This is a genomic window from Phormidesmis sp. 146-20 (assembly GCF_052939475.1).
In genome coordinates this window covers 162,067-177,085 of record NZ_JBJPHT010000006.1, presented here as the reverse complement: position 1 = coordinate 177,085, position 15,019 = coordinate 162,067, and the positions used below count along the sequence as shown (strand labels likewise).

The following is a 15,019-nucleotide window of genomic DNA, read 5'->3' as shown; positions in this document are numbered from 1 at the left end:
ATTCTGGTTGAGTATTTGTAATTGAAGTGGAATTTTTCTCTGCTATGAAATCTATATTTTCATTTTGGTTGAGTTGACGTGTCTCAGAATCGGAATGAGTGATTGAATCCACAACACCTTGAGTATCAAATGCGATCACTTCAGGTTTTTGAATTGCTTCTCGCTGAATTAATTCTGGTGATTCTGGTTGAGTATTTGTAATTGAAGTGGAATTTTTCTCTGCTATGAAATCTATGTTTTCATTTTGATTAATTTGACGTGTCTCAGAATCGGAATGGGCGATCGAATCCACAACACCCTGAGTATCAAATGCGATCACTTCAGATTTCTGAATAGCTTCTCGCTGAATTAATCCTGGCTGAGTATCTGTGATTGAAGTGGAGTTTCTTTTTACTATGAAATCTATATTTTGATTGACTTGACGTGTCTCAGGATTAGAGTGAGCGATCGGCTCTGCAACACTCTGAATATCAGGCGTAATTGCTTCAGTTCTTTGTATAATTTCTTGCTGAGTTAATTTTGGTTGATCGACTTCAGCAGAGATTATTTTTGCTTTTGGTTCTATTGAAAAGTCTACAGTTTCATGTTGAGCTACTTGAGTATTTGGTTGTACTTCAGACTTGTGATCGGCGATCGTCTCAACATTTTGAACGAGCTTTCTTTGAATTGGCACTGTTCGACTTGCTCTGACTTTAGATGAGTTATCTGTTGCCTTTGAAGTCCTCCAATCTTGAACAGATTCCTGATTGAGAGAGGAAATAGCCAATGAATTGTTTGATGAGATCGATTCTATTTCAGGTTCAGGCTGTAAGCCAGAGATTCTATAGATGCCTAAGAGAGAAACTGCACCTAACGGCGATAAAAATTGACGCTGCAACCACTCTTGACCTAGCAGAGCAGGCGACAACAAGGGATTCTGAATCCCTAATGTATCTTCCTCTTTGAAATCAGCATCCACCATACGCTAGTTACTCGGAAAGAACCCACCCGAATTGAAATCTCGCCCATTTCGATGGAAAATAGAACCACCCGTATTGCCCGATCGCGCTGGATCTAAGTTCACAGCTACCTTAATTCCTTCATACGCTAAAGTCAGTTCTTCGATCGCAACCGTCTCCGCATCTGCCTGCAAAGGAGCCGCCTGCCAACCAATTGGAATCGCCCCAATCAGCGTCCAACACTGCATCGTCTCACCCGCCTGATTAAACAACAAAATGTTGATATTACGACGATAAGGATTAATTTGCTGATGGCTGCTCGGCTCCAAACGAGTCAACATCTGATAAGCCCAGCCCCAAAAAGTCAAGTCGTTGGTAATGCCGCGTTTTAGCGTCACTTCTGAGAACTCTGTATGGCCTAAAATAATGCGCTGTTGATGATTTACGCCGCCTTCGGAGTAGCGATCGTAGTTCACCCGCACACTCAACCCCGAACATTCGCTAAAACATGCACTGATGCAGCTTTCCTCAATCTCCACATAAAATCGATTGGCGGTGACATAGTTTAATTCATGCACATCACTGCCCGTTTTCATCCGTTTAATCTCCTGTGCAGTCCGCTGCGATCGCGCTGGTTACGCAAGTCATTCTCCATTAGTTTCAAAACCATTTCACCCAGCGTTTGCATCAGCATGGGGTCAGCCAACACCTCACCTGCAATCTGATTGATCAGTTTGGAATCACAGTCCTCTCCGACTCGCGTTAATTCAATCGGGTCAATTCTCATCTTTGAGCCAACTTAATCTGACTGAAGTGTAGTCAGCCCCATGAGATTTTGATAGTAGTCGAAAGTCGAAGATCGGCGATAGGAATGCTTGTCAAACTGCCCCGTACTCCGAAAGCCAAACCTGTTGCATCATCTCAGTTTTCTCTCCGCGATCGCAATACAACAAACTAATTTACAAGTCTCAGCGAGATAGCTGTGCAAGCCGTTCTGCAAGCCATAGCTTAATAATTGACTGACGGGTGACACCCAATCGCTTCATAGTCTAATGCTTCGATCATCCAGGTCGGAAAATCCACGTTGACTCGTTTCTGCTCATGACCAGGGCGCTTGGCTTGGGAGAGGTCTAAGAATTCAGTGATGTCTTTCTCCTGGTCGAATTTAGCATCAAATTCTGTTGCTTTCATAAATTGTGACCTCTTCTTCTCGCGATCGCCGGACTGATTCCTATCCCTTTAGAAAAGCGATCGCCCTTCCATATCTCTAACTCAAGATCGCACTACAAGAGCGGCGAGCGCAAGAAACTGCATGGGCTGACCCATACTACAATGACCTAACAGGATCTAGATTAGACTTGAAAGCGATCGCACCACAGAGGCTGAGAGACATGATTCAAGTAATTCCTCAACTGATGACCTTAGAGGAGTTTCTGGATTGGTATCCAGATGGCTATGGTCGATATGAATTGTGGAATGGGGTGGTGATTGAGATGCAACCGACTGGCCCACACGAGCAGGTGGGTGGTTTTTGGGGAGTCAAGTTGGGGGTTGAGATTGATCGGTTGGCGTTGTCATGTTTAATTCCTCGACAAGCGATCGTCAAACCAGTAGACAACGAGCAAGCAGGCTACAACCCAGATGTGATTGTGCTGGATCAAACTGCATTACAAGATGAGCCGTTATGGAAAAAGCGATCGACGATTACTCAGGGAAAATCAGTCCGAGTTGTCATTGAAGTAGTCAGTACCAATTGGCGAGATGATTATGGGCACAAATTTATTGATTATGAGGCACTCCAAATCCCGGAGTATTGGATCGTTGATTATTTGGGGTTGGGAGGAAGGCGCTATATCAGCAACCCCAAGCAACCGACCTTCTCGGTCTATCAGTTAATGGATGGTGAATATCAAGTACAGCAATTTCGAGGAAGCGATCGCATCATCTCCCCTGCTTTTCCAGAATTGAATCTGACAGCAGAGCAAGTATTTTCTGCGGGATTGTAGCGATTGCCCTTCCATATCTCTAACTCAAGATCGCACGACAAGACCGACGATCGCTTGAAGTGCATTCAGCACTCTGAGATTTTGATAGTGGTCGAAAGTCAAGGATTGGCGATCGCTTTCTTTTGAATTTGTGATTTCTGCATACAGTCAACCTTCAACCCGATTGTTTGAATGTGTCACTGGAATGGAGCGCAGGGGCTTGTATCTTTCATCTCGATCGTGAAGTTAAGTTCTTAGATCGGTGGCTGGCGCACCTAATCCAATAATCGCTTGTACGTGTGGATTTTGACGGAAGTTTGCCTGATCTCCTACCAATTCCTGAGTAGTGACGCGCCCTGTAACCACTTCAGCTTCCAGTTTCTTGAGCTTTTGCATCCAATCGGCTTGCGCTGGAGTTTGAGTCGTTGCACCTGGAGCATTTTGAATAGCTGCCAGATCGATCATCATGCCCGTTTTTTCTCGTCCAATCTTGCCAGATTTTGCGCCTCCTGTTGTCGAAAATTCTGCGCTCTTGGCTCGCCAATCATGTTTATGTCCTAATGCATTTGTGCTACCAGGGGCATCCGTCTCGCAGCCAATCAACAGCGCTCCGTCTCGCGTGGCTGTGGGCGGTTTGTAGCCAATATAGAGGTGTCCATAGGAGCCGTTGGGGAGAATGACTGCACCATTGATATCGACGTTGCCCAGTCCACCCACAGGCAGGTCTAACCCGTAGTGATGCGTTTCACCTGTTTCAGTACCTACTTTTGCATTAATGGCTGCACCAAACCCTTTCTTCTCTTTGAATGATCCAGTCTGCCCTTCGCCGATCGCAACACGGTGAGTTCCGGCTGTTCTGGTGTGGACTCCAGAAGTTTCTGCTTCTTCACCAATCAGCCATTTAAAGAATCGGTTTGGGTCTTTTTTGGCGGCTGGGATGCGGATATTCACTCGCCCTCCGTGGGAAAGCGCAACGGCTACTTGTTCTGTCCAGTTGTTGAGTGCCCCTTGGGTGTCGTAGTAATTTAAGCCGTATTGCATGACCACAAACAACCGCCGCACAATTTCGGTTGCCAGCGTGGTTCGAGTTTGAACTTCAGTACTCTCGTTCGCCGTTAGGTTTGCTCCTCCTGGATCTGTGAGTCGATTTTTTTGAGCCTGCGTGGGATCGGTCAAGGTATCTTGCCAGACTTGAGCATCGCGTGCGTAAATACGCTGTTTTGCAGCATTTGCCGTAGCGGGATCTTTACTTTCGATCGCATCGACCTTCCACATCGGAGGCTTATTCTGAACATTCTGCTGTGCCCGATTCACTCCAGCATAGGAGGCAGTCCATAGCCTAAATCCAGAGGGTAAATTTTCCCAGCCACCAAAATCTGTGCCCTCAGCGTAATCGGCTACTGGCATTGGAAAATTTGATCCTAGAACAACTGCATAGGCATGGATGTCTCCGTTGGTGAATCCTGAATCTTTTAACCAGGTTCTTCCGTTTGAGGATTGTGCAAGCTGTGCAAGCGCAGTGCGTTCAGGGGAGGTAAACAACCGAGTATCGTTTTTATAGAGTTGCTTGACGGCTGATTTAGCGTCCTTAGTATTTTTGCCGAAGGGCAGCACTTTATCAACATAGTATTTCTCAGTGCTGTTGAGGCTGTCGTAATCGGTGAATAAGCATTGAATCTGGGGAGTCGCTTGGATCGTTCCGGTTTGCTGCACTACATGAGTTAATTCGTGTGCCAACAATTCTTGCCCACTGCTGCTCTGAGGCGAATACGCTCCTTGTCGAAAGAAGATATCCCGTTGAGTGGTGAAGGCTTTTGCTTGCAGCGACTGATTTAACTGGTCAGCTTGAGGGCTGGTATGAATTCTAACGCCACTAAAATCGCTACCAAACGCTTGCTCCATTGGTTCTCGAATGCTGGCTGTAAGGGGCTGTCCGCTACCACGCGATCGTCGAATTGCGTTTTCTACCTCTGGATCTGCGGTCATACTGCTGGCTTCAGATTGCCGTTGGGCGATCGACTTCATCCTCAATTCTTCATCTTCAGCTATCTCTTGCCGTTGAATCGGTTGTGTCTGAATCTGATTGACGATTTGATGAGCCACCCGATCGGCTTCCTGTTCATACTTATCATTGGGCTGTCCGATCGTCAGTTTTGCCTGAATGGGAAACAGCGGTTTGGCGAGAAGGTTATGTGACTGAGCTTCTGAAGATGCAGGTTTTTGAGGTGCAAATGGACGGGTTGGAATCACCGAACTAGCGGTTGGATTCGTATTTGCTTTCTTTTGAATCTGCTGTTTCTGCATCACAAGCCTCAGCGTGAAGATGTTTTATTGTGGCACCGAAATGAATTACAGAAGATTAGACTTTCGTCGAGTTACACCCAGCCTTTGACTTCGGAATCGGCGATCGATCGCTCTAGTTTCACATACTCTCGTTTTGCCGCTTGTAGCAGGTGTGGCATCATGACGGGCTGATTGGTTTCTGCTGCTAGAAAGGCCGCGTTTAGAGCGATATTGCGAATGTTTCCGCCAGCGACCGTGAGCTTGGCGAGTTTGTCAAAATCCAATCCTTGCGTGGGCATTTGGGTGGGGAAGATTTGTCGCCAGATATCAGCACGCTGTTTGGCATCGGGAAAGGGAAACTGCACGACAAAGCGAATGCGACGCAGAAAAGCGGTATCCAGAGAGTCTTTGAGATTGGTAGTGAGAATGGCTAATCCCCGGTAAGCTTCCATGCGCTGTAACAGGTAGCTGACTTCGATGTTGGCGTGGCGATCGTGCGAATCTTTGACCTCCGATCGCTTGCCAAAAATTGCGTCGGCTTCGTCAAATAACAAAATCACGCCTCCCGTTTCTGCGGCATCAAAGACGCGACGTAAATTTTTCTCAGTTTCGCCAATGTACTTGCTGACAACAGCGCTTAAGTCAATTCGATAAAGGTCGAGTTTTAGTTCGGTTGCCAGGGTTTCGGCGGCCAGCGTTTTGCCCGTTCCGCTTGACCCGGCGAAGAGGGCACTGATTCCTAATCCACGATCGCCTTTTTCAGCAAATCCCCAGGTTTCGTACACTTTGGCGCGGTGTCTGACCTGAATAGCAATGTCTTGCAGCATCTGCTGTTCGCGCTCTGGCAAGATCAGATCAGTCCACTCAGAATCGGACTCAATGCGTTGGGCAAGACTATCTAAATTGGGGCGTGCTTGAATTCGGCAGGTGTTCCAGAGTGTATTTTTGGTTTGGTTTACTGCTGTACGTGAAATCGTTTGAATTGTGGTGGCGTTGAGATTGAAATGGGAAGTAAGGGCTTCAATCGTCCCGTTTAACTCAGCATTGTCTTCTAAAGCGTTTTGCCAAATGGTATACTGTTCTTGGCGCGTGAGTGGGGGAATCTCAAACGTGACTAGATAGCGTTGCCGGGGATGATGGCGATCGCGACTCATCACGACTAACGGACAGCGCACCGTTTCTATAAACTGAATGATCGATCGCCCTTTCTCAGTTTCTAGTAAATCTGAACTAAAATTGAGTAACAGCGCACTATTCGTTAAGATAGCTTCCCGTTCCCAAAGGCGTTGGATTAAGTGTAATGAATTGGGATCAGTGGGCAGTAATTCTGCATTCAAGCGATGGAGCGATAACCCTAATTTGTGGCAGGCTGTCATAGCGATCGCTTGTTGGCTAACGGGATCGGCTCCACAAAGTTGCACGATCGGGAAACTTGAAAAATCTTGTTGCCACAGGGCAGAAACTTGGGCAGCGATTTGCTGGTGAGAAGGCTGAATCGGGTCTGAATTAAATTGGACGGATTCGACAAAGGTAGAGAGGCGATCGTCCAAATGAGACAAGCCTGCCAGGTAATGAAGAATTCGTTCGTCAATGCGTAAAGGACTGGCTGTGAGTGCGTTACCGCCGCCGATTTCAATCAGTCGCCAGCGTCGTAAAGGAGCCGTCGGGAGTAAGCCTGCCCAATCGGAATGGAATGAAAGTCGCAACGCTAAACCCAACGTCGGATGATTGAGTTGAGAATCGCCCTGAGCTTCTGCACACAAAGCCGACCAACCACTGTCAAACTCCATGCCTGCACAAAGTAACAGCACTTCACGATCGAACACCGACAGCCCAAAAATCTCACTCAACCGATCCAATGCAGACCCAAACGTGGGATCGATCGCTTCAAAATCGGGTGAAGTTTCAATCTGAGCCAGTTGACAGAGACGAGATCGAATTTGAGCGATCGCTGCCATCAAAAATTGTTGATTTTGTTCGTGCCAGGTTAAAGCTGTGATCATGCGCCGATCGTAATTTTTGGACGAGTATACCAACCTGATGTCACAGAATTAGCATCACTTTCTTCAACAAACAACAGACTCTCAGCCCCATCAATTTGTACCCGAACCAGATAATCCGCCGCTTTGACCTCGCGAATGGGAATGGTGATCGTTTCTGTATCAAGAGTACGATTGCTTGCCTGAAATAAATAAGTCACAGGTTGATCTGTTGTCCATTCATTGAGAATTAACAGGACTCGCTGTTGCGCTCCAACGATCGGATTCACTCGAACAACAACGCTGGCAGCGTATAAATTATCACCACCATCAACAGAATTGAGAACCGTTATATCAACAATCGAAGGACGCAAAACAAACGCCGCCACATTGGACTCGATCGCTCCCTGAATCACTTGTAAAGACTGCACACCCGATCGCAAATTTCGCAGCGACGAGAGCACAATCTGAGTTTCACTGATCTGATTTGGGGCAACTTCAAACCCACCAATCCTTACCCGCGTTTGATCCCCGCTCAAATCTTTGCCGAGAATTAGAAGCGAACTGTTGTCCAAAATTGGCTCAAATTTCCCTGCTTGAGAGAGCACCATTTCGACGATCGGCTGACCGGTAAAAGGAGCAAACCCAGCAAATCGACGATCTCGCACAGGTAACGCTTTTTGTGCCAAATCTTCTCCGTCTACCACGACTACGGAGGCTTTGTAAGCGATCGAGAGCGTGTAAGGGGATTGAAAAAACACCGACCAGACTTTAGAGAGATCTTCTAGCGACAGATCCATTGGCGTAAAGCGAATATCTTCGACTTGAGTCGCCAAATCTGATCCATCCAAAAAGCGAAAGTCTTCATCCGCCAGCGTTCTTTGAATCATTGCCCCAGTAATCACCGTATCATCACTCAAAGTACGCACAATCCGTCCCAAAAGTCGCTGCGGTTCCAGTCGCGATTCATCTCCCACAAAGCTAAACATGTAATGTAAATCAAGTGCCGTTCGCGATTTTATTGCCAATTCTCCTCTGCGATTTCGCTGTCTCAGATCAGACTTCTGATGCCAAACTGGATTCAATGCGGTCTGATACAAATACACATTTACCCGTCGCTCTAACGCCCCTCGCAGCAGCGTATCTGGGCGATCGGTCGTAACTTGAAATCCTTCTTCTGCCACTTGATCTTGCAGGATTTTGCGGAGAACAGCGGTGACGGTCGCGATCGCGAGATGATTGCTCATGGATAAAGGGAGGAGGGAGGAGGGAGGACGGAGGACGGAGGACGGAGGAAAAGCGCTGGGTGTTGTGTGAATATCAAGATCAAGATCTATTCACTATCAGTTCACACCTCACACCTCACACCTCACTCTCATGCTGATACCAGTCCTAGTTTGAGAACTTTGACGATCGCTTGCGTTCGGCTGCTGACTCCGACTTTCTCGAAAATGGCGGTGAGGTGGGCTTTGACGGTGGCAACGGTGATGTAGAGATGTTTAGCGATTTCTTCGTTAGAGGCACCTTGTACGAGCCACTTCAACACTTCCTGTTCGCGATCGGTGAGCCGACAAGCCTGACGCGCCTGAATTGATCGACCTGCGTAGAAATGGAACAGCCGGAAAAAACTCGTCGCGACATCGGGAGGCAAATAAACTTGATCTTGCAAAACGGTCGCGATCGCTTCACACAAATGAGCCGCTAACCCTTCTTTGAATACGTATCCACAGGCACCTGCTTGCATTGCTCGAAACACCCATTCATCCTCTTGATGAGCCGAGAGCGCAAGAACTTTAGTCGTCGCATTTTGGGCTTTTTGATGCAGCAAGAAATCAATGCCACTGCTCTGTGACAGTTCTAAATCTAATAAGACTAACGTGGGATGTTGTTCTGCCGTGAGGTGAATGGCTTGATCGACAGTCGCCGCTTCACCCACCACTTGAAACTGCATCGATCCGGTGACGCTGTAAAAGTCGAGTAGCGTTCGTAATCCTTGACGAAAACTGGGGCGATCGTCCACTAACAAAACAGAAATAGTAAGGAGTGACATGGTAGAGAAACCTGAGTGGGAAGGTGAACTTTATGAGCTAAGTCGGGGAAGGACAATCGAAAACTGCGCTCCGCCCTGGGGCAAATTTTCGGCCCAGAGACTGCCTTGATGGTCGAGAATAATCTTCTGAGCGATCGCCAGTCCTAGTCCTGTGCCGCCGGAGCGTCGAGAGTAGAAAGGGACGAATGCCTGGGTGAGATCGGTGGGCGATAAGCCTGATCCCTGGTCAGAGAACTCGATCAAAACTTCGGAGTGAAAAACTTGCCAGTGACAGGAAATCGTGCTTCCCGGTGGGCTGAAATGAATTGCATTACTCAAGAGATTGTCAAACACCTGTCGAATCTGCCAACCGTCTACCGTCAGCATCGCCGAGGAATTTGAATAGTGAATCTCTAGCTGTTTGTCAGCGATCGCTTCCTTGAGTTGGGTCACGCTGGCTTGAAAGAGCGATCGCAGGTCGCAGGCTGTGATATTGAGTCCCGCTTGCGATCCACAATAGAGTAAGTTCTTCAGGTTCAAACTTAGATCTTTAGCAGTTTCTTGAATCGTTTCAACTTCTTGTCTGAGCCGTCCTTCTGGCAGTTGTAAATGAAGCAGATCTGCATGGAGACTAATCAGCGATAAGGGATTTCGTAGCTGATGTTCAACTCGTTGTACGACCTGTTCTAAAAGCTGTATCTTGGCTTCTTGACGGGAATACTCCTCGTGTAAGAGTAGTGACTGCCTGATAACGTGGGCTTGTTGTTGGATAATAGCTTGCTGGTGATCAGAGAGCCATTCATCACAGCATACTAGCAAGTACTCACAATCAGGTCGCAGCGATAATAAACAAACATAGGATTTGTAATGAACTGCTGACTTAAGTTCTACGACCTGTAGAATAGACAGAATTTGTTCCTGGCAGGCTTCGACTTTAACGGCGATCGCTTCTATATCCAAATCAGAATTCAAATCAGAATCCAACTTGGAGGAATCGCGATCGCAATAAGTGATCACTTGACGATCAGAATTGAGCGATCGGAATACAAGACAAGCTGCAACCAGGGGCAATTGGGCTGCTAACTGCTTGAGGTGGAGATGATAAACATCTCTCGTGTCCAGCAGGCTAAGTGAACACATATTAAGTAGTGTCTAACGCAACGAATTCTCTGAAAAAAGTTGAATAGAGCCGAAAAGACTTGCCTAGAAGCGTTGGATAAAACTAGGAACCACACAAACCAGACCGAAGATTAACTGATAGATCAAAAAGACATCTAGCGGTATTACCTCATTTTAATGCCCCCTGATTCCCTAAAAAGAGGAAACGGTACTAAAAGTTACTCATCGCCTAGATTAATCGCAATGAGGGAGAATTCATCCATTCCCACATATTTTTTAAAATTTCGACAAAGGTCTAATAACGTTTGGGTGATCAACTCCCTAATCTATAACCTGTACGGTCTATCGACCTGAGTTCTATGATTTCTGCGATCGCCCAAACCTTGGCGGAAATTCTGTCTAGTGAAATTTCGCTCATTCGCAAAGAGCAAATTTATTTTAATCACCCTGGCACAAGCTCCCTTCCAGGACTGCGCCTCAATCTCTACTGCTACGACCTACGCGAACATTGTTTTGCCCACGCGGTTCGCTATCCAGACGCTTCCGCGTCAATTTCATCAGAAAATTTACTTGCTAAAAGGGTCGATGTTTCGTTTTTGATCAGCGTTTGGGACTCAACCGCCCTGAGCGAACAGCATTTGATATCGGAGGTGTTGACTCTGCTATTACGACATCATTTTCTACCCGAAGCGTTTCTCGCTCCCGTTTTGCGACACCAGGGGCTATTGCCTATGAGGGTTTCGAGTCAAGACCTGAGTGAAACGGCACAACTCTGGCGAGCGTTAGGCGTCCCGTTGCGGCCCTCAGTGCAGGTAGTTGTCACAGTGCCTTTTTGCTCACATGGCTCACCTTGCGTAGTCAGTCAACACAATTAACTTTTTTACTTAACTTGGAGGACTTCTGCTCATGGCCTTAGATTACTTTGCTCCTGGCGTATATGTTGAAGAGGTCGATCGCGGCAGTCGTCCGATCGAGGGTGTGAGCTTAAGCGTTGCCGGATTCATTGGCTTTACCGAAGATGTCCGGGGCGGGGCTGAAGTGTTTCAACCGACATTGGTCACCAGTTGGGATCAATATCTGCAATATTTTGCCAAAGACAAGTCTGACGGCTACACCGACTTCAATGCTTATCTGCCGTTTGCGGTGGATGGGTGGTTCAAAAATGGGGGCGGGCGCTGTTGGGTGACGAGCATTGGTACGGGCATGGGGAAAAAGGATGACAAGCCTGCTGCACCGCCTCTACTGATTGCGGCCGGTGGCAATCGTCCCTCACTTAAAATTACTGCTAAGGAACCTCCCGCTGACGATAAAGCACCCAAAGGAGCAGTGACCGTCTCGATCTTGCCGAGTACGCCCCCAACCGTTGACGGCAAGACCCCTGTGGACACGGGAGAATTCTTTGAAATCGAAGTGCGGGTTGGCGGTCAGCTTGTTGAACCTCTCGATGCCGCCACGCAGAAGAAAACCCCAATTTACAGTAATCTTTCGATGGTCAACAATGGCGCGGTGGTTGCAGAGAAGTTAAAAGATTCTAAGTATGTGACGATCGCGATCGATCCTAGTGCAGGAGGCCCTGCTTTGGCCATGCGACCGATCAATGGAACTTATCCATTTCCCGCACCTCCCCAAGTGCGAACCCAAGAAGATTTTGCGGTCAAGCTTCCTGGAGCAAGCAGCGATCGTACCGGGATCAAAGGCTTATTTGAGGTTGATGAAGTGGCGATGGTTGCCTGTCCCGATTTGATGCTTGCCTTCCAGAAAGGCTGGCTAGATCTCGACCAGGTACACGCCATTATGGTGATGATTATCGGTGCGTGTGAAACCTCGTTTCCGAGTCCTCCATTTCGCATGGCCGTGATTGATGCTCCTCCGGTGCAAATTGGTAAGAATGAGAATAAAGCAGTCACTCCTGACCAGCAAAAGCCGCAGCACGTTGCAGAATGGTTGTCAAAGTTTAACTACCGCTCTCAGTTTGCAGCACTTTATTACCCCTGGATCGAAGTTGCAAATCCTCGTGATAGTGGTAAGCCGATATTGGTGCCGCCTTGTGGTCACATGATGGGCATTTGGGCGCGAGTTGATCAAGGACGTGGAGTGTTCAAAGCGCCTGCAAACGAAACGCCCAGAGGCGTGATTGGTTTAGCTTACGAGGTCAATATTCGCGAACAAGAATTACTCAACCCCCAGGGGATCAACTGCATTCGCAACTTCTCGAATTACACTCGCGGCTACAAAGTTTGGGGTGCTCGCACCTTAGTCGAACCTGACAATATTCAATGGCGCTATATCAGTGTGCGACGGTTGATGAGCTATATTGCCAAGTCGATCGAGATGGGTACGCAATGGGTCGTATTTGAACCTAACGATCAAGATTTGTGGGCCAGAGTCACCCGCACCGTCAGCAATTTCTTAGAAGGATTATGGCGACAAGGTGCTTTGTTTGGCGGTTCTCCCGCAGAAGCGTTTTATGTCAAATGTGATGCCACGATCAACACGCCCGACACGATTATGAAAGGTCGTTTGTATATCGAAATTGGCGTTGCCCCGGTTCGACCTGCGGAATTTGTGATCTTCCAGATTAGTCAGTGGTCGCCCAATCAGTAAGTTTGAGTTGTGGATTTTGATAGCTGAAGGAGAATTGAAATGGCGATCGTAACGGTTGAAAATTTTGAATTAGTGATCGACGGATTGGACAGTTTGTTGTTTATGAGTGTGGATATTCCGCCCTACAAAACCGATGTTCAAGGGGGAGATGTGCAGATGTCCGGCAAACGAGGAGGCGTGCGCCAAACCTTAACCAAAAAGCGAGAACAATCTGCCCAAATTACCTTAAAAACACTAGCCAGCGGCGATCAAAAAAGTACCAGTTCCAAGATGCGTACCTGGCTGCAAGAATGTATGCCCAAATCTGAAAACGGCAAAGGCTTTCCCGATTCTGCCCGCAAAAAAGGCTCGATCGATGCCTACAATTCCGAGGGTACTAAGATTAGCTCCTGGCGACTAGATAATGCCTGGATTTGCAAATATACGATCGATTCCCTGACGATCGACGGCGGACTCTTTGAAGAAACCTTCACCCTGCAAGTCGATCAATTTGAACGCGCTTCCTAAAACGGTGTGAATTCGGTGAAGTTTTCCGCTTCGTTGTTTAGCACTTCTGCCCCCCAACCCCCCAATCTGGGGGACTTTTAGCCAAGATTTATCATTCAAAGTCCCTCACTGGTGGGGGATTTAGGGGGCTTCCCAGATTTGTAACCGCAGCGAAGGTGCCCCTCTTCCTTCCTCCCTTCTGAATTGGAGAACCCAATATGGCAGACGTTCCAGAGTATTTATCTAAAGACAGTTTTGATGTCGAATTGACCGATTTGAAGAATCTAATTGTCAAAGAAGTCAGCGGTTGGCAAGTCGATATGTCGCCCGCTCAGGCCGAGAACTCGATCGGCTCTGGCCCCAAAGGCAAAGCCCTGATTCTCAGCGTCCCCAGTCAGCCTAAATATGGCAGTGTCAAAATCGTTTTAATTCCCGGCAAACACCAGCAGGGTGACGACACCAAACTCTATCAGTGGTATTCAGACTGCTCCTCAAAAGCCAACTTGGGGGAAGCAGCTAAGGCGCGATCGCTCCGCAAAGATATGACCGTCAACGTCTACTATTCAGGCACCGACGGCAAAGTGGGCATCAAATACGACTTTAGCGGAGTTCTTCCCAGCAGTTTTGAAGTCCCGGCTCGAACCGCAACTAGCAGCGATTTGGAAACCTGGACATTCGAGTTGCAATTTGAACGCATGAAATTCTCGCTCAAAGATCCTTAAATGCCTACTGCTTTTCCCGAAATTCTCACCGCTTGTCGCTTTTATTTGGAACTCAAACTCGACGGCAGCGACGATTCTGTAGACGGCTACTTTAGCGAATGTCAAGGCTTTCAGGTGAGCCAAGCGGTAATCGAGGCTTGCGAAGTCACCCCTCAAACCTGGGGCAAAGCGGGCACGTCGATCGGTCGAGTGGTTCGCACCAAAATTCCGGGGAATGTCACCTACACCAATCTGATTTTGCGGCGAGGTCTGACCGTCTCAGCAACGTTGTGGAATTGGATGGAAACGGTGGGGCAGGGCAACTGGTCAAAACAGCGTCGAGACGGTTCGCTAGTCGTGTATAACCAGGCAGCCGAGGCGCAATTTCGGTTGGAGTTTCAGTCCGGCGTGCCTATGCGCTACAGCATTACAGATTTGAGTGCAGCCGAAGGTGGATTTGTCGTCGAAGAGTTGGAAGTGGCAGTAGAAGGCTTGAAGCGGGTTGCGGTGAATTAAGGAGCGGAGAATTAAGGAGGCGACATGCAAACTGAATTTGAGTTTACGTTACCCAAAGGCTATCTGGATGGCGAAGGAAATCTGCACCGTCAGGGCGTAATGCGATTGTCAAGAGCGATCGATGAAATCGTTCCGATGCGCGATCCGCGTGTCAAAACCAATCCTGCTTATGCAACGGTGATCATCTTAACGAGAGTCATTACGCAACTGGGAATCTTACAGGAAATTACCCCAACTGTGATTGAGGGATTGTTCGCTTGTGATCTGAGTTATTTACAGAAGTTTTACCGTCAAATTAATGAATTAGAAGATCCTGGCAACGTGTCAACGAATACTTCGCCCTCACCAAATGTATTGCAACTGAACGCTTCTTAAAACA

The 15,019-nt window shown here is 47.7% G+C and carries 16 protein-coding genes; 7 read left to right on the top strand and 9 right to left on the bottom strand.

The window, feature by feature from the left end; all coding sequences use genetic code 11:
- The 4 genes from ACKFKH_RS07845 to brnA form a co-directional block, all read right to left on the bottom strand.
- Positions 1–961: hypothetical protein (locus ACKFKH_RS07845; RefSeq protein ID WP_446857705.1), on the bottom strand; the 961-nt coding region annotated here is incomplete at its 3' end.
- A 3-nt stretch (positions 962–964) separates the two neighbouring features.
- The gene (locus ACKFKH_RS07840; RefSeq protein WP_446857704.1) at positions 965–1,534 is read right to left on the bottom strand and encodes a phage tail protein; all 570 of its coding nucleotides are present in this window, start codon (positions 1,532–1,534) and stop codon (positions 965–967) included.
- Positions 1,531–1,725: a hypothetical protein gene (locus tag ACKFKH_RS07835; RefSeq protein ID WP_446857703.1), complete on the bottom strand. Its 195-nt coding sequence runs from the start codon at positions 1,723–1,725 to the stop codon at positions 1,531–1,533. Before ACKFKH_RS07835 ends, ACKFKH_RS07840 begins: the two co-directional genes overlap by 4 nt.
- 221 nt (positions 1,726–1,946) lie before the next feature.
- The gene (brnA, locus tag ACKFKH_RS07830; protein WP_446857701.1) at positions 1,947–2,129 is read right to left on the bottom strand and encodes a type II toxin-antitoxin system BrnA family antitoxin; all 183 of its coding nucleotides are present in this window, start codon (positions 2,127–2,129) and stop codon (positions 1,947–1,949) included.
- 200 nt (positions 2,130–2,329) lie between these two features.
- Here brnA and ACKFKH_RS07825 point away from each other — a divergent pair, with 200 nt between their 5' ends.
- A complete protein-coding gene (locus ACKFKH_RS07825) occupies positions 2,330–2,944 on the top strand; it encodes a Uma2 family endonuclease (RefSeq protein WP_446857700.1) in 615 nt (204 codons plus the stop codon).
- 225 nt (positions 2,945–3,169) lie between these two features.
- Here the strand turns inward: ACKFKH_RS07825 and ACKFKH_RS07820 are convergent, their stop codons facing one another.
- From ACKFKH_RS07820 to ACKFKH_RS07800, 5 genes are all read right to left on the bottom strand, one after another.
- Positions 3,170–5,227, bottom strand: a complete 2,058-nt coding sequence (locus ACKFKH_RS07820) for an eCIS core domain-containing protein (RefSeq protein ID WP_446857699.1) — start codon at positions 5,225–5,227, stop codon at positions 3,170–3,172.
- Between the two features lie 71 nt (positions 5,228–5,298).
- Entirely contained in the window at positions 5,299–7,209 is a 1,911-nt protein-coding gene (locus ACKFKH_RS07815; RefSeq protein ID WP_446857698.1) for an ATP-binding protein, read from the bottom strand.
- Positions 7,206–8,432 (bottom strand): DUF4255 domain-containing protein, encoded by a 1,227-nt coding sequence (locus tag ACKFKH_RS07810; RefSeq protein ID WP_446857697.1) that lies wholly within the window; start codon positions 8,430–8,432, stop codon positions 7,206–7,208. Before ACKFKH_RS07810 ends, ACKFKH_RS07815 begins: the two co-directional genes overlap by 4 nt.
- A gap of 128 nt (positions 8,433–8,560) precedes the next feature.
- On the bottom strand, positions 8,561–9,235 hold the full coding sequence (locus ACKFKH_RS07805; protein WP_446857696.1) for a response regulator: 675 nt from the start codon (positions 9,233–9,235) through the stop codon (positions 8,561–8,563).
- 30 nt (positions 9,236–9,265) lie between these two features.
- The gene (locus ACKFKH_RS07800; protein WP_446857695.1) at positions 9,266–10,354 is read right to left on the bottom strand and encodes a sensor histidine kinase; all 1,089 of its coding nucleotides are present in this window, start codon (positions 10,352–10,354) and stop codon (positions 9,266–9,268) included.
- A 338-nt stretch (positions 10,355–10,692) separates the two neighbouring features.
- On the opposite strand from ACKFKH_RS07800, the gene ACKFKH_RS07795 reads away from it, so the two are divergent.
- The 6 genes from ACKFKH_RS07795 (at position 10,693) to ACKFKH_RS07770 (ending at position 15,015) form a co-directional block, all read left to right on the top strand.
- Positions 10,693–11,208 carry a Pvc16 family protein gene (locus ACKFKH_RS07795; RefSeq protein ID WP_446857694.1) on the top strand — a complete coding sequence of 172 codons (516 nt, stop codon included), beginning with the start codon at positions 10,693–10,695 and terminating at the stop codon, positions 11,206–11,208.
- 31 nt (positions 11,209–11,239) lie between these two features.
- Complete coding sequence (locus tag ACKFKH_RS07790; RefSeq protein WP_446857693.1) at positions 11,240–12,937, top strand: phage tail sheath family protein; 1,698 nt, start codon at positions 11,240–11,242, stop codon at positions 12,935–12,937.
- Between the two features lie 39 nt (positions 12,938–12,976).
- Positions 12,977–13,444, top strand: coding sequence for a phage tail protein (locus ACKFKH_RS07785; protein WP_446857692.1), 468 nt, complete (start codon positions 12,977–12,979; stop codon positions 13,442–13,444).
- Positions 13,445–13,641: 197 nt separating this feature from the next.
- The gene (locus ACKFKH_RS07780; RefSeq protein WP_446857691.1) at positions 13,642–14,145 is read left to right on the top strand and encodes a phage tail protein; all 504 of its coding nucleotides are present in this window, start codon (positions 13,642–13,644) and stop codon (positions 14,143–14,145) included.
- Positions 14,146–14,640, top strand: a complete 495-nt coding sequence (locus ACKFKH_RS07775; protein ID WP_446857690.1) for a phage tail protein — start codon at positions 14,146–14,148, stop codon at positions 14,638–14,640.
- A gap of 24 nt (positions 14,641–14,664) precedes the next feature.
- Positions 14,665–15,015 (top strand): hypothetical protein, encoded by a 351-nt coding sequence (locus ACKFKH_RS07770; RefSeq protein WP_446857689.1) that lies wholly within the window; start codon positions 14,665–14,667, stop codon positions 15,013–15,015.
- Positions 15,016–15,019: the final 4 nt, after the last annotated feature.

Excerpts from the sequence above, each read along its gene's own strand:
- ACKFKH_RS07840 (WP_446857704.1), bottom strand. The coding sequence starts at position 1,534 with ATGAAAACGGGCAGTGATGTGCATGAATTAAACTATGTCACCGCCAAT.
- ACKFKH_RS07835 (WP_446857703.1), bottom strand. The coding sequence starts at position 1,725 with ATGAGAATTGACCCGATTGAATTAACGCGAGTCGGAGAGGACTGTGAT.
- brnA (WP_446857701.1), bottom strand. The coding sequence starts at position 2,129 with ATGAAAGCAACAGAATTTGATGCTAAATTCGACCAGGAGAAAGACATC.
- ACKFKH_RS07825 (WP_446857700.1), top strand. The coding sequence starts at position 2,330 with ATGATTCAAGTAATTCCTCAACTGATGACCTTAGAGGAGTTTCTGGAT.
- ACKFKH_RS07820 (WP_446857699.1), bottom strand. The coding sequence starts at position 5,227 with ATGCAGAAACAGCAGATTCAAAAGAAAGCAAATACGAATCCAACCGCT.
- ACKFKH_RS07815 (WP_446857698.1), bottom strand. The coding sequence starts at position 7,209 with ATGATCACAGCTTTAACCTGGCACGAACAAAATCAACAATTTTTGATG.
- ACKFKH_RS07810 (WP_446857697.1), bottom strand. The coding sequence starts at position 8,432 with ATGAGCAATCATCTCGCGATCGCGACCGTCACCGCTGTTCTCCGCAAA.
- ACKFKH_RS07805 (WP_446857696.1), bottom strand. The coding sequence starts at position 9,235 with ATGTCACTCCTTACTATTTCTGTTTTGTTAGTGGACGATCGCCCCAGT.
- ACKFKH_RS07800 (WP_446857695.1), bottom strand. The coding sequence starts at position 10,354 with ATGTGTTCACTTAGCCTGCTGGACACGAGAGATGTTTATCATCTCCAC.
- ACKFKH_RS07795 (WP_446857694.1), top strand. The coding sequence starts at position 10,693 with ATGATTTCTGCGATCGCCCAAACCTTGGCGGAAATTCTGTCTAGTGAA.
- ACKFKH_RS07790 (WP_446857693.1), top strand. The coding sequence starts at position 11,240 with ATGGCCTTAGATTACTTTGCTCCTGGCGTATATGTTGAAGAGGTCGAT.
- ACKFKH_RS07785 (WP_446857692.1), top strand. The coding sequence starts at position 12,977 with ATGGCGATCGTAACGGTTGAAAATTTTGAATTAGTGATCGACGGATTG.
- ACKFKH_RS07780 (WP_446857691.1), top strand. The coding sequence starts at position 13,642 with ATGGCAGACGTTCCAGAGTATTTATCTAAAGACAGTTTTGATGTCGAA.
- ACKFKH_RS07775 (WP_446857690.1), top strand. The coding sequence starts at position 14,146 with ATGCCTACTGCTTTTCCCGAAATTCTCACCGCTTGTCGCTTTTATTTG.
- ACKFKH_RS07770 (WP_446857689.1), top strand. The coding sequence starts at position 14,665 with ATGCAAACTGAATTTGAGTTTACGTTACCCAAAGGCTATCTGGATGGC.